The organism is Phocaeicola sp. RTP21198st1_B8_RTP21198_201120 (genome assembly GCF_040929485.1).
Classification (GTDB): Bacteria; Bacteroidota; Bacteroidia; order Bacteroidales; family Bacteroidaceae; genus Phocaeicola; species Phocaeicola dorei.
This window is the reverse complement of the sequence record NZ_JBCOCI010000023.1, coordinates 25,663-45,464: the sequence shown is the minus strand read 5'-3', so window position 1 is coordinate 45,464 and position 19,802 is coordinate 25,663. Positions and strand designations below refer to the sequence as shown.

Annotated in this window: 34 protein-coding genes; 5 read left to right on the top strand and 29 right to left on the bottom strand. The window is 40.6% G+C overall.

What is annotated here, in order from left to right:
- The first annotated feature begins 269 nt into the window (after nt 1–269).
- The 4 genes from AB5935_RS11020 to AB5935_RS11005 are packed head-to-tail and all read left to right on the top strand — an operon-like array spanning nt 270 to nt 2,226.
- Nucleotides 270–755 (top strand): DUF4252 domain-containing protein, encoded by a 486-nt coding sequence (locus tag AB5935_RS11020; RefSeq protein WP_007848315.1) that lies wholly within the window; start codon nt 270–272, stop codon nt 753–755.
- The gene (locus AB5935_RS11015) at nt 742–1,254 is read left to right on the top strand and encodes an RNA polymerase sigma factor (RefSeq protein WP_054349327.1); all 513 of its coding nucleotides are present in this window, start codon (nt 742–744) and stop codon (nt 1,252–1,254) included. Before AB5935_RS11020 ends, AB5935_RS11015 begins: the two co-directional genes overlap by 14 nt.
- On the top strand, nt 1,241–1,771 hold the full coding sequence (locus tag AB5935_RS11010) for a hypothetical protein (RefSeq protein WP_007838904.1): 531 nt from the start codon (nt 1,241–1,243) through the stop codon (nt 1,769–1,771). The genes AB5935_RS11015 and AB5935_RS11010 overlap by 14 nt, the downstream gene beginning before the upstream one ends.
- Nucleotides 1,768–2,226 carry a DUF4252 domain-containing protein gene (locus AB5935_RS11005; RefSeq protein WP_007838906.1) on the top strand — a complete coding sequence of 153 codons (459 nt, stop codon included), beginning with the start codon at nt 1,768–1,770 and terminating at the stop codon, nt 2,224–2,226. The genes AB5935_RS11010 and AB5935_RS11005 overlap by 4 nt, the downstream gene beginning before the upstream one ends.
- Nucleotides 2,227–2,480: 254 nt before the next feature.
- On the opposite strand, the gene AB5935_RS11000 is transcribed toward AB5935_RS11005, so the two are convergent.
- The gene (locus tag AB5935_RS11000) at nt 2,481–3,152 is read right to left on the bottom strand and encodes a glycine zipper domain-containing protein (RefSeq protein ID WP_007841167.1); all 672 of its coding nucleotides are present in this window, start codon (nt 3,150–3,152) and stop codon (nt 2,481–2,483) included.
- 331 nt (nt 3,153–3,483) lie between these two features.
- On the opposite strand from AB5935_RS11000, the gene AB5935_RS10995 reads away from it, so the two are divergent.
- Nucleotides 3,484–5,283 (top strand): MutS family DNA mismatch repair protein, encoded by a 1,800-nt coding sequence (locus AB5935_RS10995; RefSeq protein WP_008654476.1) that lies wholly within the window; start codon nt 3,484–3,486, stop codon nt 5,281–5,283.
- Nucleotides 5,284–5,377: 94 nt separating this feature from the next.
- On the opposite strand, the gene AB5935_RS10990 is transcribed toward AB5935_RS10995, so the two are convergent.
- From AB5935_RS10990 to rplB, 28 genes are all read right to left on the bottom strand, one after another.
- Nucleotides 5,378–5,917, bottom strand: coding sequence for a hypothetical protein (locus tag AB5935_RS10990; protein WP_007841170.1), 540 nt, complete (start codon nt 5,915–5,917; stop codon nt 5,378–5,380).
- 117 nt (nt 5,918–6,034) lie between these two features.
- Nucleotides 6,035–6,460 (bottom strand): hypothetical protein, encoded by a 426-nt coding sequence (locus AB5935_RS10985; RefSeq protein WP_007838928.1) that lies wholly within the window; start codon nt 6,458–6,460, stop codon nt 6,035–6,037.
- 413 nt (nt 6,461–6,873) lie between these two features.
- Complete coding sequence (rplQ, locus tag AB5935_RS10980) at nt 6,874–7,362, bottom strand: 50S ribosomal protein L17 (protein ID WP_007838929.1); 489 nt, start codon at nt 7,360–7,362, stop codon at nt 6,874–6,876.
- A gap of 3 nt (nt 7,363–7,365) precedes the next feature.
- Nucleotides 7,366–8,358, bottom strand: coding sequence for a DNA-directed RNA polymerase subunit alpha (locus tag AB5935_RS10975; RefSeq protein ID WP_005844902.1), 993 nt, complete (start codon nt 8,356–8,358; stop codon nt 7,366–7,368).
- An 11-nt stretch (nt 8,359–8,369) separates the two neighbouring features.
- A complete protein-coding gene (gene rpsD, locus AB5935_RS10970; RefSeq protein WP_005844899.1) occupies nt 8,370–8,975 on the bottom strand; it encodes a 30S ribosomal protein S4 in 606 nt (201 codons plus the stop codon).
- Nucleotides 8,976–9,091: 116 nt separating this feature from the next.
- On the bottom strand, nt 9,092–9,481 hold the full coding sequence (gene rpsK / locus AB5935_RS10965) for a 30S ribosomal protein S11 (RefSeq protein ID WP_005844897.1): 390 nt from the start codon (nt 9,479–9,481) through the stop codon (nt 9,092–9,094).
- An 11-nt stretch (nt 9,482–9,492) separates the two neighbouring features.
- Nucleotides 9,493–9,873 (bottom strand): 30S ribosomal protein S13, encoded by a 381-nt coding sequence (gene rpsM / locus AB5935_RS10960; RefSeq protein WP_007838931.1) that lies wholly within the window; start codon nt 9,871–9,873, stop codon nt 9,493–9,495.
- A 33-nt stretch (nt 9,874–9,906) separates the two neighbouring features.
- Nucleotides 9,907–10,023: a type B 50S ribosomal protein L36 gene (gene ykgO, locus AB5935_RS10955; protein ID WP_002558051.1), complete on the bottom strand. Its 117-nt coding sequence runs from the start codon at nt 10,021–10,023 to the stop codon at nt 9,907–9,909.
- 14 nt (nt 10,024–10,037) lie between these two features.
- On the bottom strand, nt 10,038–10,256 hold the full coding sequence (gene infA / locus AB5935_RS10950) for a translation initiation factor IF-1 (protein ID WP_002558052.1): 219 nt from the start codon (nt 10,254–10,256) through the stop codon (nt 10,038–10,040).
- A 1-nt stretch (nt 10,257) separates the two neighbouring features.
- Nucleotides 10,258–11,055 (bottom strand): type I methionyl aminopeptidase, encoded by a 798-nt coding sequence (gene map / locus AB5935_RS10945; protein WP_038604944.1) that lies wholly within the window; start codon nt 11,053–11,055, stop codon nt 10,258–10,260.
- Between the two features lie 10 nt (nt 11,056–11,065).
- Nucleotides 11,066–12,412 (bottom strand): preprotein translocase subunit SecY, encoded by a 1,347-nt coding sequence (secY, locus tag AB5935_RS10940; RefSeq protein WP_005844891.1) that lies wholly within the window; start codon nt 12,410–12,412, stop codon nt 11,066–11,068.
- A 4-nt stretch (nt 12,413–12,416) separates the two neighbouring features.
- On the bottom strand, nt 12,417–12,863 hold the full coding sequence (rplO, locus tag AB5935_RS10935; RefSeq protein WP_005844889.1) for a 50S ribosomal protein L15: 447 nt from the start codon (nt 12,861–12,863) through the stop codon (nt 12,417–12,419).
- 30 nt (nt 12,864–12,893) lie between these two features.
- On the bottom strand, nt 12,894–13,070 hold the full coding sequence (gene rpmD, locus AB5935_RS10930; protein ID WP_007838934.1) for a 50S ribosomal protein L30: 177 nt from the start codon (nt 13,068–13,070) through the stop codon (nt 12,894–12,896).
- Nucleotides 13,071–13,079: 9 nt separating this feature from the next.
- Nucleotides 13,080–13,595, bottom strand: coding sequence for a 30S ribosomal protein S5 (gene rpsE, locus AB5935_RS10925; protein WP_007838936.1), 516 nt, complete (start codon nt 13,593–13,595; stop codon nt 13,080–13,082).
- Nucleotides 13,596–13,601: 6 nt separating this feature from the next.
- Complete coding sequence (gene rplR / locus AB5935_RS10920; RefSeq protein ID WP_005844882.1) at nt 13,602–13,943, bottom strand: 50S ribosomal protein L18; 342 nt, start codon at nt 13,941–13,943, stop codon at nt 13,602–13,604.
- A 21-nt stretch (nt 13,944–13,964) separates the two neighbouring features.
- On the bottom strand, nt 13,965–14,534 hold the full coding sequence (rplF, locus tag AB5935_RS10915; protein WP_007838939.1) for a 50S ribosomal protein L6: 570 nt from the start codon (nt 14,532–14,534) through the stop codon (nt 13,965–13,967).
- Between the two features lie 14 nt (nt 14,535–14,548).
- On the bottom strand, nt 14,549–14,944 hold the full coding sequence (gene rpsH, locus AB5935_RS10910) for a 30S ribosomal protein S8 (protein WP_005844874.1): 396 nt from the start codon (nt 14,942–14,944) through the stop codon (nt 14,549–14,551).
- 57 nt (nt 14,945–15,001) lie between these two features.
- The gene (gene rpsN / locus AB5935_RS10905; RefSeq protein WP_005844872.1) at nt 15,002–15,301 is read right to left on the bottom strand and encodes a 30S ribosomal protein S14; all 300 of its coding nucleotides are present in this window, start codon (nt 15,299–15,301) and stop codon (nt 15,002–15,004) included.
- Between the two features lie 6 nt (nt 15,302–15,307).
- Complete coding sequence (rplE, locus tag AB5935_RS10900) at nt 15,308–15,865, bottom strand: 50S ribosomal protein L5 (protein ID WP_005844870.1); 558 nt, start codon at nt 15,863–15,865, stop codon at nt 15,308–15,310.
- The gene (gene rplX / locus AB5935_RS10895; RefSeq protein ID WP_007838941.1) at nt 15,865–16,188 is read right to left on the bottom strand and encodes a 50S ribosomal protein L24; all 324 of its coding nucleotides are present in this window, start codon (nt 16,186–16,188) and stop codon (nt 15,865–15,867) included. Before rplX ends, rplE begins: the two co-directional genes overlap by 1 nt.
- Nucleotides 16,189–16,208: 20 nt before the next feature.
- Nucleotides 16,209–16,574 carry a 50S ribosomal protein L14 gene (gene rplN / locus AB5935_RS10890; RefSeq protein ID WP_005844866.1) on the bottom strand — a complete coding sequence of 122 codons (366 nt, stop codon included), beginning with the start codon at nt 16,572–16,574 and terminating at the stop codon, nt 16,209–16,211.
- A 2-nt stretch (nt 16,575–16,576) separates the two neighbouring features.
- A complete protein-coding gene (gene rpsQ / locus AB5935_RS10885) occupies nt 16,577–16,834 on the bottom strand; it encodes a 30S ribosomal protein S17 (protein WP_005844864.1) in 258 nt (85 codons plus the stop codon).
- Nucleotides 16,835–16,845: 11 nt separating this feature from the next.
- The gene (rpmC, locus tag AB5935_RS10880) at nt 16,846–17,040 is read right to left on the bottom strand and encodes a 50S ribosomal protein L29 (protein ID WP_005844862.1); all 195 of its coding nucleotides are present in this window, start codon (nt 17,038–17,040) and stop codon (nt 16,846–16,848) included.
- 6 nt (nt 17,041–17,046) lie between these two features.
- The gene (gene rplP / locus AB5935_RS10875) at nt 17,047–17,481 is read right to left on the bottom strand and encodes a 50S ribosomal protein L16 (RefSeq protein ID WP_005844860.1); all 435 of its coding nucleotides are present in this window, start codon (nt 17,479–17,481) and stop codon (nt 17,047–17,049) included.
- A gap of 21 nt (nt 17,482–17,502) precedes the next feature.
- Nucleotides 17,503–18,234 carry a 30S ribosomal protein S3 gene (gene rpsC, locus AB5935_RS10870; RefSeq protein WP_005844858.1) on the bottom strand — a complete coding sequence of 244 codons (732 nt, stop codon included), beginning with the start codon at nt 18,232–18,234 and terminating at the stop codon, nt 17,503–17,505.
- A 6-nt stretch (nt 18,235–18,240) separates the two neighbouring features.
- A complete protein-coding gene (gene rplV, locus AB5935_RS10865; RefSeq protein ID WP_005844856.1) occupies nt 18,241–18,651 on the bottom strand; it encodes a 50S ribosomal protein L22 in 411 nt (136 codons plus the stop codon).
- 36 nt (nt 18,652–18,687) lie between these two features.
- Complete coding sequence (rpsS, locus tag AB5935_RS10860; protein WP_002558070.1) at nt 18,688–18,957, bottom strand: 30S ribosomal protein S19; 270 nt, start codon at nt 18,955–18,957, stop codon at nt 18,688–18,690.
- 22 nt (nt 18,958–18,979) lie between these two features.
- Nucleotides 18,980–19,801, bottom strand: a complete 822-nt coding sequence (gene rplB, locus AB5935_RS10855; protein ID WP_005844853.1) for a 50S ribosomal protein L2 — start codon at nt 19,799–19,801, stop codon at nt 18,980–18,982.
- Nucleotide 19,802 lies beyond the last annotated feature (1 nt).

Below are 19,802 nucleotides of genomic sequence, written 5' to 3'. Positions count from 1 at the left end.
AACAAGGCGAGGGTTTCTTCATTCTACTCCCCGAAATTACCTGAATGAAAGGAATTGGTTAAAGGGACCGGCAAAGCCTGTGATCATGCTGATGAAAGATCAAACAGGCTATTGAATGATGCTTTCTTTGTAAAGCTGAACCTCTTTACAAACATAGAAACTTAAAAAAATTCTTTTCCCTTTGTAACAACTTTCCCACTTCCCCCGTCTATCTGATTGAAAGCGCTTTCAAAAAACAATTTCAGTATGAACAAAAACAAAATAGAACCATGAAAAAGTTTGTATTTACTCTATTGCTAGTCTTCGTCTGCCATCTGGGCTACGCCCAAGGCATCAACGGTCTTTTCAATGAATTCGGCAGCGAAAAAAATGCCGATTGTGTCAAAGTATCTTCTTTCATGATGTCTCTTGGAAAAATGTTTGCCGGACACGATGAAGACGCTGAGATAATAAGAAAAATAAAGTCAATAAAAGTACTGGACCTGGAATCTTGTACGGCAAGCGTAAAAGAACGGTTCAACAAAAAAGTGAACAAACTGAATCTGAAAGGATATGATGAGCTGATGCGTGTAAACGATGAAGGCGAGAAAGTCCGCGTGCTGATGAAAACAAAAAAGGAAACTATCCGTGAACTGCTGTTTGTATGCACCGGAAAAGAAGACTGTACACTGGTACAGATAAACGGAAAATTCACAAAGGATGATATAGACAAATTAGTAAATCAGGAAACAGGAAAGAAGCATGGACGCCGCTGAGTTTAAGCAACAATTTCTACCTTACCACCGGAAACTCTACCGGGTAGCCTTCCGGCTGACGGGCAACCCTCAGAATGCGGAAGATATGGTGCAGGAAGCGTATCTGAAATTGTGGAACAAGCGCGATGAACTGGCGGACGTACTGAACACCGAAGCCTATTGTGTCACCCTCATCAAGAATCTGTGCTACGACGTCCTGCGCCGGAGTCAGCCGGATGAAGACGGACGCCCTCCCGAAGAGCTGAACCTCCCCATGGACACCAACATAGCCCGGGAAATAGAACAGCGGGATGAAGTGAACCAGGTAAAACGGCTCATCGGCAGACTGCCCGAGCAACAAAAACGTGTGATTCTGCTTCGTGATGTCAATGATTGCTCCTTTGAGGAGATAGAGCAAGCCACCGGACTGAATGCCATCAACATACGTGTGTTGCTGAGCCGCGCCCGCAAAAAGATACGTGAACAATATAATGCAATAATGAACTATGAAAGTAAATGAAATAGAAAGACTATTGGCCCGGTATTACGATGGAGAAACCAGCGATACCGAAGAAAAGGAACTGAAACGCTTTTTTACCGAAGAGGACGTTCCGGCTCATTTACTTGCCGAGAAGGAAATCTTCATGCAACTGGCAGCACATCCCGCTCCCGAAATACCGGAAGGCCTGGAAAGCAGGCTGAGCCGCAAGATAGACGAATGGGATACAGGCGAAAGACGCACGCTGAAAATAAAAAAACATATACGGGCCCTCCGCTTGCAATGGATAGGAAGCATAGCCGCCAGCCTGCTCATCCTGCTCTCCGTAGGACTGTACCTATACAAGCCCTATCCGGCACCGCAAGATACCTGCGCCACCCCCGAAGAAGCATACGCACAGGCCCAGAAGGCACTTATCATGCTTTCCAGCAGCCTGAATAAAGGAATAGAAAAGGTGGAATCGGTGCAGGAAGCTACCGGAAAAATTCAAGAGAACGTAAACGAACAATTAAACCGATTAAATAACATAAAACAATGAAACGTACATATATCATTACTTTATTGCTCTCTCTGTGCTCACTGTTCACCTACGCACAGGACAGTTTTTTCGACAAGTTCGCTGATATGGAAGGGGTAACCTCTGTCTATATCTCAAAAGCCATGCTCAGCCTGATGCCCAACATGAAAACGGAAGGGGTAAATATAGGCGAAGTAGCCTCCAAACTGGATAACATCCAGATTCTAAGTTGTGAAAAACCCGACATTATCGCCAAGCTGAAAAAGGAGACAGCTTTCATCAGCCCCAAGAACGGCTACGAGGAGTTGATGCGCATAAACGATGAAGGCGAGAAAACCATCATTTATCTGAAACGGAACAAAAACAAAGAAAAGGAATTTGTATTGATGAGTCAGGAAAAAAATGAATTTACCATCATCGCCATCACAGGAAATCTGACTCTGCAAGAGATACAAGGGATCATCAACAAGGAGTAACTCCACACATACCCCACCCTAAGGCCTTTTCTCCCGCCTGCTAAGGTCTGAAGAAAGGATATATACTATCTCCATAGCACTATGGAGTTATCTCCAAAGCTTGCGGAGTTAACTCCAAAGGCTATGGAGATAACTCCGCAGGTTTTGGAGATAGTAACCGGACGGCCTGAAAGGCTTAACAATAGGGCTGAGAACGCTTACGTTGTCTCCGGCAAAGGGTTATCCGCCCGCAGAGACCCTGCCAGTCAAGGAACTTATTTCTTTATCCGTTTTTGGGTAGGCAAAGTAAACTCATGCGCTTCGGTCACCGCCCCGTTGCTCTCTGTTGCAAAAACACGGAATTGCGCCTGGCCTGTTTTCAACTTCCTGCCTCCGCGAATGGTGGCCGTATACCTTATCTGATTCCCGACAGGCATATAGGCTATCTGAGCCGAAGGTGAAATCAAAATATGTTTCATGCCGCTCATTTCCTCTATCACCGGAGTAACATTGTAAGCGGGCACATCCCCATCATTCACCACATCGAACACCAGTTTGCTGTCTTCTTCCGCATCAATAACATGGTTACGGTTATCATCGATAAAACGCAGGTTGATGATCCTCAATCCTGACGAAGGCTCATAAGAGGAAGTATGCTCATACTGCGAAGAAGAAGGATAAGTCTTCACGTAATACTCCTCCACCTGATAAGTTTTCTCCCGAGGCGTAGTTATGGCATTTCCCACAGCAGCCCCCGTTACAGTTCCCAGCAGGGCGCCGAATTGCGAACCGTTATATCCGCCGGCCCTGTCACCCACAATAGCGCCTAATACTCCGCCGATGGCCGCACCGGCTTGTACTGCCGCCGGATTACCTTGCATTCCGGATGGTGAGCAAGCCGAAAGCAAAGCGGTCGGAATGCATAAAATGAATATCATTTTTCTCATACCCCAAGTAGTTTATAATCTTTATCAGACAGACAAATATACTTTTTCCTATTGACAATGGATTCATCGGCTATGTTAAAATTTCATTTCCTGTCATTCATCCTCATCGGTCTAACTGCCATCATTCCGGATGGAAGGCTCTTCTTCCTAAAATGAAAAGATAAGTCTAAATAACACAAGAAACAGAAGGAGACGTTTTTTTTTCTATATATTTGCCGGGAAACAAATGAAAAGTTCTTCGCCATACCCTTGCATCGCCGCAGAAGGCTTCCCCCCTCTCCGCAGCAAAACCGCACCCGGTATGGCAAGGAAATATTTACAACCTATCATTATGGAATTGAAAGCAAAATACGAACAGCGCATTGAACAGGCTGAGGCAGAACTCCGCCAGGTAAAAAATAAGATTCTCCGCATCAGCACGCTGAGGGTCTTGTTATTTGCAGCAGGGATTATAGGAACAATCTACTTCTATCAGGCAGGAACAACCACTATATGTCTCACTATAGCGGTCACTTTCGTTCCTTTTCTGGCATTGGTGAAGTATCACAACCGGTTGTTTTTCCGCAAAGACTGGCTGGAAACCTGCATACGGGTGAATAGTGACGAGCTTTCCGCACTGGCGGACAACTATGAGCCTTTTGAGGACGGAAAGGAATTTACAAACCCGGCCCACAGGTATTCTTTTGACCTGGACTTGTTCGGAAGGCACTCTTTGTTTCAGGCCTTGAACCGTACCTGCACTTCATTCGGAAAGGAAAAACTGGCAGAATGGTTACAAAATCATCTGGAGATAAAGGAAGAGATAATCCAACGGCAGGAGGCGACAAAGGAACTGGCTGCTTATTCCGATTTCCGGGAAACATTCCGGATTACCGGTCTGCTCTACAAAGGGGCGACAAGCGACCGCGAAGAAATTAAAGAGTGGACGGAAGCACCTGCTTATTTCAGCAAGAAATGGTGGAGCCGCCCGTTATTGGGAATAGTTCCCGGAGTCAACATCGTACTGGCTATGCTGGGAGTGGCCGGGGTCATTCCGATGACATGGTTCGGACTGGCCTTCGGACTGTTCGTGATAGGTAGTTTCGGACTGATAAAGCCTGTCAGCAATCTGCAAAGAGTTTATGACAAGAAATTACGTATCCTGTCTATCTACGCCGAACTGATCAGCCTGATAGAGAACCGGGAAATGAACGCTCCGCTACTCAGACACCTGAAAGCTGAATTCGGCATGGACGGGAAATCCACCACCCATATTTTGAAAGAGCTTTCACGGGAACTGGACAAACTGGACTTGCGCAACAACCAATTGTTATATGTCTTGCTAGAAGGTTCCATGTTCTGGCAACTCCGGCAGGTAATGCGCATTGAACAATGGAGGCACAAATATGGAAAATATCTGCTTCACTGGCTGGACGTCCTGGGTGACATTGATGCTCTTTGTTCGCTGGCGACATTTGCCGGCAACCATCCCGCATACGCCTATCCGGCCATTGCCGGCAAGCCTTTTGTTTTCCTTGCAAAGGATATGGGACATCCCCTGATGCCTGCACGGCAATGTGTGACCAATGATGCCGATATCCCCTCAAGACCGTTCTTTGTCATCATCACAGGAGCCAACATGGCAGGGAAAAGTACTTATCTGCGTACGATCGGAGTGAATTATGTATTGGCATGTACCGGCTGCCCTGTATGCTGTTCCTCCCTTGAAATATATCCTGCCAAACTAGTGACAAGCTTGCGGACTTCCGATTCGTTGACAGACAACGAATCTTACTTCTTTGCCGAACTAAAACGATTGAAACAAATTATAGACCGCCTGAATAAGGGAGAGGAGTTGTTCATCATTCTGGATGAGATTTTAAAAGGAACTAACTCGATGGACAAGCAGAAAGGCTCATTCGCCCTGGTACGCCAACTGATGGAACTGAAAACGAACGGTATCATTGCCACACACGACCTGCTATTAGGGAAATTAATAGAATATTTCCCCAAAGAGATACGGAATTATTGCTTTGAAGCTGATATCACCAATGATGAACTGACTTTTTCATACAAACTCCGTGAAGGTATCGCACAAAATATGAACGCTTGCTTCCTGATGAAAAAGATGGGGCTAATCATCAACGACTAACCCCACCCAACAATTTATCACATTAACGTCTTAAGCAAATAAAGCAGACCTTCACAGGCACACCTTATTTCATAACATAAAGAGTCATAGAAAATCAAAATTCACTTGTTTCCAAGCAATGTACAAACGCACTTGCATCGTCTCCCGTGAAATAAAACACAGAAGATGCAGGCTCGTATGTATAGGGGATGAAACGGAACAACTGGGCCGCAACGAATTTCTTATCCTGAGAAATCATATAGTCCATACGTACGTTTCCGTTTGTCTTTACTTTCACGTCATTCTTGGTTTCAAAACCTTTTTTCTCCAACGTTTCCGTTAAAGCCTGTAAATCGCATACATCAAAGAAGCAGGCTCCTTCTTTAGCTACACTGCCGGTAGGTGCATATACCCATTCCTTGCTTCGCCAGAAAAGGCGGAATACGGCCCACAGAAACAAAATGGTTCCACCAGCCATAAACACCATACTCATGGTGGATGAGGAATCCCCCATCTTTAAAGAGGTTGCAAATGCACCTGCACCTATCACGCAAAGGATAGCGGATATGATAACAGAAGAAATACTAGTACGTTTTACGACATCAGGATGTGTTGTTGAAAATAAGGTCGCTTCAGTAGAAACTGTATTACTCATAATAATTTAAATTTTATTCTTTACTAATTAAAAAGACAATAATTCATACCAAGGTCACATCTCGCCATCACCGACAAGACGGAACCATGAAAAAACAAATTGGTAAAAGAATAAAAGCTAAATGAGAATACGCCTCATACCGAAGATATAGTGCTCGCAAGCACTATCCCAATGAAGGGAGTGGGAAGAGGCATACACATGGGTATGACAGCTTGCAAGACTGGCCATCCGGGCGGCCATCTTACGCAACAAAGTCTTTATAAATTGGGTAGTCTCTATGGAGGAAAAACGGTACATACGCTCTGCAGAAGCACTGACACGATGTGCTAAAGTATGAGCATCCCCAAACTCCATATCTGCTATTCCCTTATTGCTATCCATGGGAATGACACTATCCTCATTGATGGAGTCCTGCGGAGTAGTATCCGTATTCTGTACAGTACATACCGTCATTAACGCAGCTGGAACTGCATCAACATATTCTGTTCTGGCAAAAGCCAAAGCAAACAGAAAAAATAATATGACTGTTACAAATCCTCTCATTGCTTACTGTTTGAGTTACAAAGATAACATAAATAGCTTCTTAGGTTTCATTTCATACAATAATTAACAAATATCAAAGGTATTTTGTTTTAAAGGAGATTTGAAGGATTATCAAAAGATATGAAGGATCAGCTCTCAACTCCTTCATGATTTCTTTTTGAGATACAGGCAGTTATCTATCCATGAAGGTTTTGAAGGAATTATTCAGTGTTCTTAATTCCGGCTTTAATCTAAAAGCTGTTCTCGTTCTGTATGCTTCGTTCATATCAAAACTTTTGTAAACAGGACAAGTAATATTTATGTGGACGAAAGCGCTCTCAGCTTGTTTTCTCATTACTGCCGGTCATGGCATAAAATAAAAAAAAGCCACAGCTTTTATAGCTATGGCTTTTATATATATGATGATATACAGATTATTCAGCTTTAGGGGCCTCCTCTGTAGTTTCAGCTGCCGATGCTGCAGGAGCTTCTGTAGCGGCTGCACTCTTCTTAGAACGACGAGTACGAGTTGCTTTCTTAGCAGTTGCAGTCTTAGCCATGTTTTCATCGTAATCTACCAATTCGATAAAGCACATTTCAGCATTATCACCCAAACGATGACCTGTTTTGATGATACGAGTGTAACCACCCGGACGATCTGCTACTTTTACAGAGATTTCTTTGAACAACTCCGTTACAGCAAACTTATCTTGCAAGTTGCTAAATACAACACGACGTGAATTAGTTGTGTCGTCTTTAGATTTTGTAATTAAAGGCTCAACGAATTTCTTCAAAGCTTTAGCCTTTGCAACAGTCGTAGTGATTCTTTTGTGCTTGATCAAAGAACAAGCCATGTTAGATAACATAGCACTTCTATGAGAAGCAGTACGACCTAAATGATTGAATTTCTTATTATGTCTCATTTTTTATTCTTTATCTAATTTATATTTAGAGATATCGGTCCCAAACGACAGATTCAGACCCTCGAGCAAATCATCAAGCTCCGTGAGCGATTTCTTACCGAAGTTTCTGAACTTCAACAGATCTGTCTTGTTGAACTGTACCAAGTCACCCAATGTTTCCACATCGGCAGCTTTCAAGCAGTTCAAGGCACGAACTGAGAGGTCCATATCAACAAGCTTAGTCTTAAGCAGCTGGCGCATGTGCAATACTTCTTCATCAAATTCTTCATTGCCGTCCACATCGGATGTTTCAAGAGTAATCTTTTCATCAGAGAACAACATGAAATGATAAATCAATATTTTAGCGGCTTCTTTCAAAGCTTCCTTCGGGTGAATGGAACCATCGGTAGTAATTTCCAATACCAGCTTTTCGTAGTCAGTCTTCTGTTCAACACGGAAGTTTTCCACCTGATATTTTACATTACGTATCGGTGTGTAAATAGAATCGATAGGAATTACATTAACATCGGTACAATATTCGCGGTTTTCGTCGGCCGGAACATACCCTCTACCTTTATTAATAGTAATGTCCATCTGCATTGTTGCTTTTGAATCTAAATGGCAAATAACCAATTCAGGATTTAACACTTCAAATCCAGTCAAATACTTACTTATATCACCTGCCTTAAATTCACTAGAATTCTCAACGGTAATGCTTACCTTTTCATTTTCGAACTCTTCTACTACTTGCTTAAATCTGACTTGCTTCAGATTTAAGATAATGTTGGTCACGTCTTCTTTAACACCAGGTACAGATGCGAACTCATGTTCTACACCTTCGATCTTAATCGTATTGATTGCAAATCCTTCCAATGAAGAAAGAAGAATACGGCGTAAAGCATTACCTACGGTAATACCGAAACCGGGTTCGAGTGGACGGAACTCAAATTTTCCAAATCTGGAGTCCGCTTCCAACATTAATACTTTATCAGGTTTTTGAAATGCTAATATCGCCATGAAATTAATTATTATTTAGAGTACAATTCAACGATCAAGTGTTCTTTAATGTTTTCAGGAATGTCTGCTCTTTCAGGTATATGTAACAACTTACCTACCTTAGAACTTTCATCCCACTCCAACCAAGGATATTTGCTATGATTGAATCCTGCAAGTGAATTAGCAATCACTTCCAAAGATTTAGATCTTTCGCGTACACCCACAATCTGACCGGGTTTTACAGAGAATGAAGGAATATTAACTACCTTTCCATCTACTGTAATGTGCTTGTGACTTACTAACTGACGGGCAGCAGCACGAGTCGGAGCAATACCCAAACGGAACACCACGTTGTCAAGACGAGCCTCTAAACTCTGCAACAAGATTTCACCGGTAATACCGTTAGCACTTGCAGCCTTTTCAAACAGGTTACGGAATTGTTTTTCCAACACACCGTAAGTATATTTAGCTTTTTGTTTTTCTGCCAACATGACACCATACTCAGAAGTCTTTCTTCTTCTGTTGTTACCATGTTGTCCGGGAGGATAATTCTTCTTAGATAAAACTTTATCTGCTCCAAAGATTCCTTCACCGAATTTACGGGCAATTCTTGATTTTGGTCCAGTATATCTAGCCATTTCTTTTTCTAATTTAATTGTTACTAATGAACTTAATTTGTTGCAGCCGCGATTACAGAAAGGAAGTGCAATCCATTATTAACAAAATCAAGTTACATATAAAAATAGGTTATCTATTAAACTCTTCTTCTTTTCGGAGGACGACAACCGTTGTGTGGAAGCGGAGTTACATCAATAATTTCAGTAACCTCGATACCAGCTCCGTGAACAGTTCTGATAGCAGACTCACGTCCGTTTCCAGGACCCTTTACATAAGCTTTAACCTTTCTCAGGCCAAGATCAAACGCTACTTTAGCGCAATCTTGTGCAGCCATCTGTGCTGCATAAGGAGTGTTCTTCTTAGAACCTCTAAATCCCATCTTACCTGCAGAAGACCATGAGATAATCTGACCTTCACTATTTGCCAAAGATACAATGATGTTGTTGAATGAAGAATGAACATGCAACTGTCCATTAGCGTCAACCTTCACATTTCTCTTCTTAGCTGCGACTGTTTTTTTTGCCATATCAACAATTATTATTTAGTAGCTTTTTTCTTATTTGCAACTGTTTTCTTTCTTCCCTTACGTGTACGAGCGTTGTTCTTAGTGCTCTGGCCACGAACCGGCAGACCAATACGGTGACGTACACCACGATAGCAACCAATATCCATTAATCGCTTAATGTTTAATTGCACTTCTGAACGAAGATCACCTTCTACTTTGTATTCAGCACCAATGATTTCACGAATTCTAGCAGCCTGGTCATCTGTCCAGTCTTTCACTTTCACATCTCTGTCAACACCAGCCTTATCCAAGATTTTTGCTGAACTACTGCGTCCAATACCATATACATAGGTTAACGCAATCTCGCCTCTCTTATTCTGAGGCAAATCTACACCAACTATTCTTATAGCCATATACTAAATTATTTTTTTTGCAAAAATAATAAATTATCCTTGACGTTGTTTATACTTAGGATTTTTCTTGTTAATAACATACAAACGGCCATTTCGTCTAACGATTTTGCATTCCGGCGTACGTTTCTTTAATGATGCTCTTACTTTCATATCTTATTTCTTTTTTATTTGTATCTAAAAACGATTCTTCCTTTAGATAAGTCATAAGGAGACATCTCTACTCTGACCTTATCCCCGGGTAATATTTTAATGTAATGCATTCTCATCTTGCCAGAGATATGAGCAGTAATCTCATGCCCGTTTTCTAGCTCAACACGAAACATTGCATTAGACAATGCTTCAACTATAACTCCATCTTGTTCTATTGCGGATTGCTTTGCCATATTAAATTGCTTTATCTCCTAATACTTGTTCGACATATTCAAATGAGGACAAAATATCTGCCTTCCCAACTCCTATTGCAACTGTATGCTCAAAGTGAGCGGCACATTTCCTATCGCGTGTACGCACTGTCCATCCATCTCTTTCCATTACTATTTGGCGGGAACCCAATGTTATCATCGGTTCGATGGCAATGCACATACCCTTTTTCAACAGAGTGCCATATCCTCTTTTTCCATAATTGGGTACCTGCGGATCTTCATGCATATCTTTTCCAATGCCATGACCTACAAATTCTCTTACCACACCATAGGAATTAGCCTCGCAATGTTGCTGGACAGCAAAACCTATATCACCCAAACGCTTTCCATGAATGGCATTCTCTATACCTAAATATAAAGCTTCTTTTGTTGTCTTCAAAAGTTTCAAGACCTCAGGATCAACTTCTCCTACACAGAAAGTATAAGCTGAATCCCCACAAAAACCATTCATATAAGTACCACAATCAACAGAAACAATATCACCTTCTTTCAAAGGGGTATCATTGGGAATACCGTGTACAACCTGATCATTTACCGAAGTACACAAGGTACTGGGGAAGGGATCACCATACTGATTTGGAAAACCTTTAAAAGTAGGAACAGCTCCATTATCTCTAATAAACTCTTCGGCCACCTTGTCAAGTTCCTTAGTTGTCACACCGGGTTTTATCAATTTAGCAACTTCAGCCAGAGTCCTACCTACAAGTAGGTTACTCTGACGAAGCAGCTCTATCTCATCATCTGTCTTAAGAAATATCATCTCAGACTAATTAATATGCAGCAACATTACCAGCACGCCCCTTGATTCTTCCAGAATTTAACAATCCGTCATAATGGCGCATCAACAAATGACTTTCTACCTGTTGGAGTGTATCCAATACAACACCTACAAGAATCAATAAGGATGTACCACCGAAGAACTGGGCGAACTCAGCTTTTACTCCAAAAATGCCAGCAAATGCAGGCATAATGGCTACAAGAGCCAAGAATATAGAACCCGGCAGAGTAATACGAGACATAATCGCATCTATATACTCAGCTGTATTCTTACCTGGTTTTATTCCCGGAATAAAACCATTATTTCTCTTCATATCTTCTGCCATCTGGTTAGGATTAATTGTTATTGCAGTATAGAAGTATGTAAACACAATAATCAATATTGCAAAAACAAAATTATACCAGAAGCTAGTATGATCTACAAATGCACGTACAATACCACTTGCGGTTGCAGCATTTGAGAAACCTACCAATGTAATAGGGATAAACATGATTGCCTGGGCAAAGATGATAGGCATTACATTCGCAGCATTCACCTTTAAAGGAATATATTGTCTTGCACCACCATATTGTTTGTTTCCTACAATACGTTTTGCATATTGCACGGGAACTTTGCGGACGCCTTGAACCAGCAAAATTGCTGCTGCAATAACGAACAACAAAAATACTATTTCCAACAAAAACATGATGATACCACCTGCACCCGGAGAAGCCAAACGAGAAACGAACTCCTGGAATAAAGATTGTGGCAGACGGGCAATAATACCTATCAAAATGATGAATGATATACCATTACCTATCCCTTTATCTGTTATTCTTTCTCCAAGCCACAGAATAAACATACTTCCAGCTGCCAAAATGATGGTAGAAGTAATTATAAAGAATGTCCAATCTAATGAAGCATTAAGTGATGGTCCGGCTTGCATCTTAAGGTTAAGCAAGTATGAGGGAGCTTGGAAAACCAAAATTGCAATTGTCAATATACGGGTATACTGATTGATTTTTCTTCTACCACTTTCACCTTCACGCTGGATTTTCTGAAAGTAGGGAACAGCAATCGCCAAAAGCTGAATTACAATTGATGCCGAGATATATGGCATGATTCCCAATGCAAAAATAGATGCATTAGAAAACGCTCCTCCAGAGAACATGTTTAACAAGGCTAACAAACCTTCACTCGTTTGTTTATGCAACTGAGTTAACATAGCAGGGTTAATACCTGGCAGAACCACGTAAGAACCAAACCTGTAAATTGCAACAAATAATATAGTAATGAGGATCCTTTGTCTCAGATCCTCAATTTTCCATATATTCTTTAATGTTTCAATAGATTTTCTCATTGAATCAGAGTTTTACTGCATTACCACCAACAGCTTCGATTGCAGCTACCGCACTCTTTGAAAAAGCATTAGCTTCCACATCAAGCTTAGTAGTCAAACTACCGTTACCTAGTACTTTTACCAATTGATTAGAAGAAATGAAACCAGCTTCAATAAAGTCATTCATACCTACCTTAGTCAGATTCTTAGCTTCAGCCAATTTCTGAATAGTTTCAAGGTTAATAGCTTTATATTCTACACGGTTAATATTCTTAAAACCAAACTTCGGAACACGACGTTGAAGAGGCATCTGTCCGCCTTCAAAACCAATCTTCTTTGAATAACCTGATCTTGATTTAGCACCTTTATGACCTCTTGTAGAAGTACCACCCAAACCAGATCCGGGGCCACGGCCAATTCTTTTTCTAGTCTTTGTAGATCCTTCTGCAGGTTTTAAATTACTTAAATTCATATCGTAATTAGTTTTTTTATTAACAATGAATTACTTAACGATGGCAACCAGGTGTTTTACCTTTTCAACCATTCCCAGAATAGAAGGAGTTTCTTCGTGCTCAACCACACGATTCATCTTGCGAAGTCCCAGCGCATCGAGTACTCTTTTTTGATCAGCAGGAGCACCAATTCTACTTTTTATTTGTTTAATCTTAATAGTTGACATAATTCCTCCTTATCCTCTAAATACTTTTTCCATACTTACGCCTCTGTTCTGAGCAACCATACGGGCATCTCTCATCTCACCCAAAGCTAAAATAGTAGCTTTTACCAAGTTGTGCGGATTAGAAGAACCTTTTGACTTAGCCAAAACATCTGTAATACCCACACTTTCCAAAACAGCACGCATCGCACCACCTGCTACCACACCAGTACCGGTAGAAGCCGGCTTGATGAATACTTCAGCGCCGCCAAATTTAGCCGACTGTTCATGAGGAACTGTACCTTTCAATACAGGAACACGAGTCAAGTTCTTTTTAGCTGCTTCAACGCCTTTAGCAATAGCAGCTGTTACTTCACCTGCTTTACCAAGGCCCCAACCAATAATACCGTCTTCGTTTCCAACAACGACAATTGCAGAAAAGCTGAATGTTCTACCACCCTTTGTTACCTTTGTAACACGGTTGATAGCAACCAATCTGTCTTTTAACTCTATATCGTTAGTTATCTTAACTCTATTATTAACTGCCATAATTGATTAAAATTTAAGTCCACCGTTACGAGCAGCGTCAGCTACTTCTTTTATTCTCCCATGATACAAGTAACCATTACGGTCGAATACGACAGTCGTAATACCAGCTTCCTGAGCTTTCTTAGCAATCAGTTCACCAACTTTAGCAGCCTGTTCTTTCTTAGGCATAGCTTCCATTCCCAAAGATGAAGCTGCAGCCAAAGTTCTACCAGACAAGTCATCGATAACTTGAACGTAAATCTGCTTGTTACTTCTAAACACACTCATACGCGGACGTTCAGTAGTACCTGAAATCTTATTGCGTACTCTATATTTGATCTTGATTCGTCTTTCTAATTTTGTTGTCATGATAATACAATTTTATGTAAATTATTTAGCACCGGCTGACTTACCAGACTTTCTACGAATTTCTTCGCCAACAAACTTAATACCTTTACCTTTATAAGGTTCCGGCTTACGGAAAGAACGTATTTTTGAGCAAACCTGACCAAGCAGTTGTTTGTCACAAGATTCCAATATAATAAGAGGGTTCTTATTTCTTTCTGACTTAGTTTCTACCTTGATTTCAGGAGGCAACTGCATAAAGATATTATGAGTATAACCCAAAGCGAAATCAATAATATTACCATTGTTTGAAGCACGGTAACCTACACCGACAAGTTCCAGTTCTTTCTTATAACCTTCAGAAACACCAATAACCATGTTGTTAACCAAAGAACGATACAAGCCGTGAAAAGCATGTCTTTGTTTTATGTTATCCAACATCTCGTTTTCGTTTTCTGTCAACATCACATGTCCATCTTCAATTGCAACATTGATAGAAGGATCAACAAATTGGCTAAGTTCGCCTTTAGGACCTTTTACAGTAACTACATTATCCTTCAGAGTAACTGTTACTCCAGTGGGAATACTAATGGGTAATTTTCCTATTCTTGACATTGCTTATCCTCCTATTAATATACATAACAAAGAACTTCACCACCAATTTTCAGTTCAGCAGCTTCTTTGTTAGTCATTACACCTTTGGAAGTAGATATTATAGCAATACCTAAACCATTAATAACTCTCGGCATGTCTTTGTAACCCGTATACTTACGTAAACCCGGAGTGGAAACTCTAATAAGTTTCTTAATAGCATTTACTTTGTTTACTGAGTCGTACTTCAAAGCCACTTTGATAGTTCCTTGAGGACCATCTTCTACAAACTTGTAGTTCAGAATGTAGCCTTTGTCGAAAAGGATCTTAGTGATTTCCTTTTTCAAATTTGAGGCAGGCACTTCTACTACTCTGTGCTTTGCACTAATTGCATTTCTCAATCTGGTGAGATAATCTGCGATTGGATCTGTCATATAATAATAAATTAAATTAATCAGGACTACCCTGACAATATTTAAAAATAAAAAGAATTACCAGCTTGCTTTCTTAACGCCCGGGATCAAACCATTAGAAGCCATTTCGCGGAACTGAATTCTTGAAATCCCGAACTGACGAATATAGCCTTTAGGACGACCGGTCAATTTACAACGGTTGTGCAAACGAATAGGATTAGCATTCTTAGGAATAGCCTGTAATTTCTGAGCAGCTTCAAAAGCTTCAGCAGGATCACCTGAGTTGACAATCTTTTTCAACGCAGCACGTTTTTCAGCATATTTGGCTACAAGTTTGGCTCTTTTTACTTCACGAGCCTTCATTGATTCTTTTGCCATAATATATTAATCTTTTTTTGAGTTTTTAAACGGTAAACCAAATTCCTTCAACAAAGCATAACCTTCTTCATCTGTCGGAGCAGAAGTTACAAAGGTAATATTCATTCCGAGAATTTTAGTAATACTATCGATATTTATTTCAGGGAAAATGATTTGTTCCTGAATACCCAATGTATAATTACCTCTTCCATCGAACTTACTTTCGATACCTTTAAAGTCACGAATACGTGGCAAAGCAACACGAACAAGTTTTTCAAGGAACTCATACATTCTTTCACGACGCAAAGTCACCATTACGCCAATCGGCATTTTCTTACGCAACTTAAAGTTAGCGATATCTTTACGTGAAACTGTTGCAACAGCTTTCTGACCCGTAATTGCTGTTAACTCATTAATAGCAACTTCAATAATCTTCTTGTCAGCAACAGCCATACCCAATCCTTGATTAATAACAATCTTCTTAAGTACGGGGATCTGCATTGTTGAAGAATATTGGAACTGATTCTTCAATGCAGGCGCAATGCGCTCTGCATATTCTTTCTTAAGGCTAGCAGTATTACTCATTATTTAATCTCCTCTCCTGATTTTTTAGCATAACGAACAAATGTTCTACCATCAGAACTTTCTCTTCTTCCCACACGTGTTGGCTTGCCTGTTTTAGGATCAACCACATTCAAGTTTGAGATATGTATAGCAGCTTCCTGCTTCACGATACCACCCTGAGGGTTCTTTGCATTAGGTTTGGTACTTTTCGATACCATATTGATACCTTCTACAAGTGCACGTCCTTCTTTAACAAGAACTTTCAGCACACGGCCAGTTTTACCTTTATCTTCACCAGAGTTTACGTAAACTGTATCGCCTTTTTTTATATGTAATTTACTCATTACTTAAATCTTTTACAAAATTAAAGTACTTCAGGTGCAAGTGATACCACTTTCATGTTTGCAGCACGCAATTCTCTTGCAACAGGGCCAAAAATACGACTTCCTCTAATTTCACCTGCATTATTCAACAATACGCAAGCATTATCATCAAAACGAATATAAGAACCATCAGCACGACGGATTTCTTTCTTAGTACGTACAATTAAAGCCTTTGATACTGCACCTTTTTTAACATCACTAGAGGGGATTACACTCTTGATAGAAACTACAATGACATCCCCTACAGAAGCGTAACGTCTCTTTGTACCACCTAATACGCGGATACAAAGAGCTTCTTTAGCGCCACTGTTGTCACACACTGTAAGTCTGGATTCTACTTGTATCATAATTACTTAGCTCTTTCAATTATTTCAACCAATCTCCATCTCTTAGTTTTGCTCAAAGGACGAGTTTCCATGATGTGTACTGTATCACCTACATTACATTCATTCTTTTCATCATGAGCATGGTATTTTTTCGTTTTAGAAACGAATTTACCATAAATAGGGTGTTTTTCTTTAAACTTAGCAGCAACAGTAATGGTCTTATCCATCTTATTGCTTACTACAACACCTGTTCTTTCTTTTCTTAAATTTCTAGCTTCCATGAGGACCATTATTATTTGTTAAGTTCTCTCTGATGCAATTCTGCCTTCATACGCGCAATCGTTCTGCGTAACTTTTTAATCTGTGCAGGATTATCCAGCGGAGAGATAGAATGATTTAAAACCATCTGATTGTAATTGGCTACTTCAGCTTCAATTCTTTCTGCCAATTCATTGGTAGCTATTTCTCTAATTTCTGCAATCTTCATAATAAATTAAGCATTTTGATTTTGAGCATCGTAATCACGTCTAACTATAAACTTAGTAGTAACAGGAAGCTTCTGTGCTGCAAGACGCAAAGCTTCTTTAGCTACCTCATAAGGAACACCTTCTGCCTCGATAATAATACGTCCCGGGGTAACCGGAGCAACGAAACCTTCAGGAGCACCTTTACCTTTACCCATACGCACATCAGCAGGCTTGCGAGTAATAGGTTTGTCCGGGAAAATACGGATCCAAATCTGTCCTTGACGTTGCATATATCTTGTTACCGCAATACGTGCAGCTTCAATTTGTCTACCTGTAATCCATTTAGTCTCCAAAGATTTAATACCAAATGATCCAAAAGCCAATTGGTTTCCTCTTTGAGCATTTCCTTTCTGACTGCCCTTCTGCTGTCTTCTGAATTTTGTCTTTTTCGGTTGTAACATAATTCCTAAAATTCAAATCCGTTAGCGATTGTTTTTCTTTCTTTTGAAGTTCTTACCACCGTTATTGTTGCCGTTTCCACCGCGACCGCTTTCTTTAGTCTGAGTAAAGTTGGGCGCTAATTCTCTCTTACCATACACTTCACCACGGCAAATCCATACTTTAATACCCAGCAAACCAACTTTAGTCAAAGCTTCTGCATGACAGTAGTCAATATCTGCACGGAAAGTATGCAACGGAGTTCTTCCTTCTTTATACATTTCAGAACGAGCCATTTCTGCTCCATTCAAACGTCCTGAAATCAACACTTTGATACCCTCAGCGCCCATACGCATTGTGTTAGCGATAGCCATCTTGATGGCACGGCGGTAGGCAATCTTACCTTCTACCTGACGAGCGATATTATTAGCTACAATAACAGCATCCAACTCAGGTCTCTTCACCTCAAAGATATTGATCTGAATATCTTTGTCCGTGATTTTCTTCAACTCTTCTTTTAGTTTGTCAACTTCCTGACCACCTTTACCAATGATAATACCTGGACGCGCTGTACAAACTGTGATTGTCACCAATTTCAGTGTACGTTCTATAACAATTCTTGAAACGCTGGCTTTTGCAAGTCTGGCATTCAAATATTTACGGATTTTGCTGTCTTCCAACAAAGCATCACCATAATCATTGCCACCGTACCAATTAGAATCCCATCCTCTGATAATTCCTAAACGGTTGCTTATCGGATTAACTTTCTGTCCCATCTAGTCTTAATTTTGATTATCATTAGTACTCTTAGAATCAACGAACAAAGTCACGTGATTTGAACGTTTACGAATTCTGTAACCTCTTCCCTGCGGAGCCGGACGCATTCTTTTCAGTGTTGCACCACCATCAACATAAATCTTTGTTACAAACAATTCGCCACTTTCTGCCTTACGTTCGTTTTTCTGTTCCCAGTTAGCAATAGCAGAGCGCAACAGTTTTTCCACTCTTGCAGAAGCTTCTTTAGAAGAAAACTTCAAGACACCCAGTGCACGGTTCACTTCCATACCACGAATCATGTCAGCCACGAGACGCATTTTCCGCGGAGAGGTAGGAACATTTTGCAATTTTGCAAAATACATGGTCTTAAGGGCTTCTTTTCTTTTTTCAGCCGATATTTTTTTTCTTGCTCCCATTATTTATTACTTTATTATTTCTTCAGATTATCCTGCTTATTTTTTCTTATTACCTGCATGGCCGCGGAATGTACGTGTCGGTGCAAATTCACCCAATTTGTGTCCTACCATGTTTTCTGTAACGTAAACAGGAATAAATTTATTTCCGTTATGAACTGCAACTGTGTGCCCTACAAAATCAGGCGAGATCATTGAAGCTCTAGCCCAAGTCTTAACGACAACCTTCTTGCCGCTTTCATTCATAGCAAGCACTTTCTTTTCAAGTTTAACGTTAATATATGGACCTTTTTTTAATGAACGACTCATAATTTACTCAATTAATCAGTTATTACTTTCTTCTCTCAATAATATACTTAGAAGACTGTTTCTTCGGAGCTCTTGTCTTCAAGCCCTTAGCATACAAGCCTGTACGTGATCTTGGGTGACCTCCTGAAGCACGTCCTTCACCACCACCCATCGGGTGATCAACAGGATTCATAACAACACCACGGTTGCGAGGACGACGCCCCATCCAACGAGTACGACCTGCCTTACCGGAAGACTCCAATCCATGATCAGAGTTACCAACGCTACCAATAGTAGCCTTACAAGCACTAAGTATTTGTCTTACCTCACCTGAAGGCAATTTAATCACACAATACTTGCCTTCTCTTGAAGTTAACTGAGCAAAATTACCAGCTGATCTCACCAAAGCTGCACCTTGACCCGGACGCAATTCAATATTATGAATTACAGTACCAACGGGGATGTTTTCAAGCGGAAGTGCGTTACCAATCTCAGGCGCTGCATTCGCTCCAGACATCAATGTGCTACCAACTTGCAATCCATTAGGAGCAATAATATATCTCTTTTCACCATCAGCATAAAACAGCAAAGCAATACGAGCCGAACGATTCGGATCGTATTCTATAGTCTTAACAACTGCGGGTACACCGTCTTTGTTTCTCTTGAAATCGATAAGTCTGTATTTTCTCTTGTGACCACCGCCCATATAGCGCATTGTCATTTTACCAACGTTGTTGCGACCACCTGTTGAGCGCTTTCCAAATACAAGAGACTTTTCTGGTACCGATGCAGTAATCTCTTCAAAAGTACCAATAATTTTATGTCTTTGCCCCGGTGTTGTGGGCTTAAATTTACGTACTGCCATC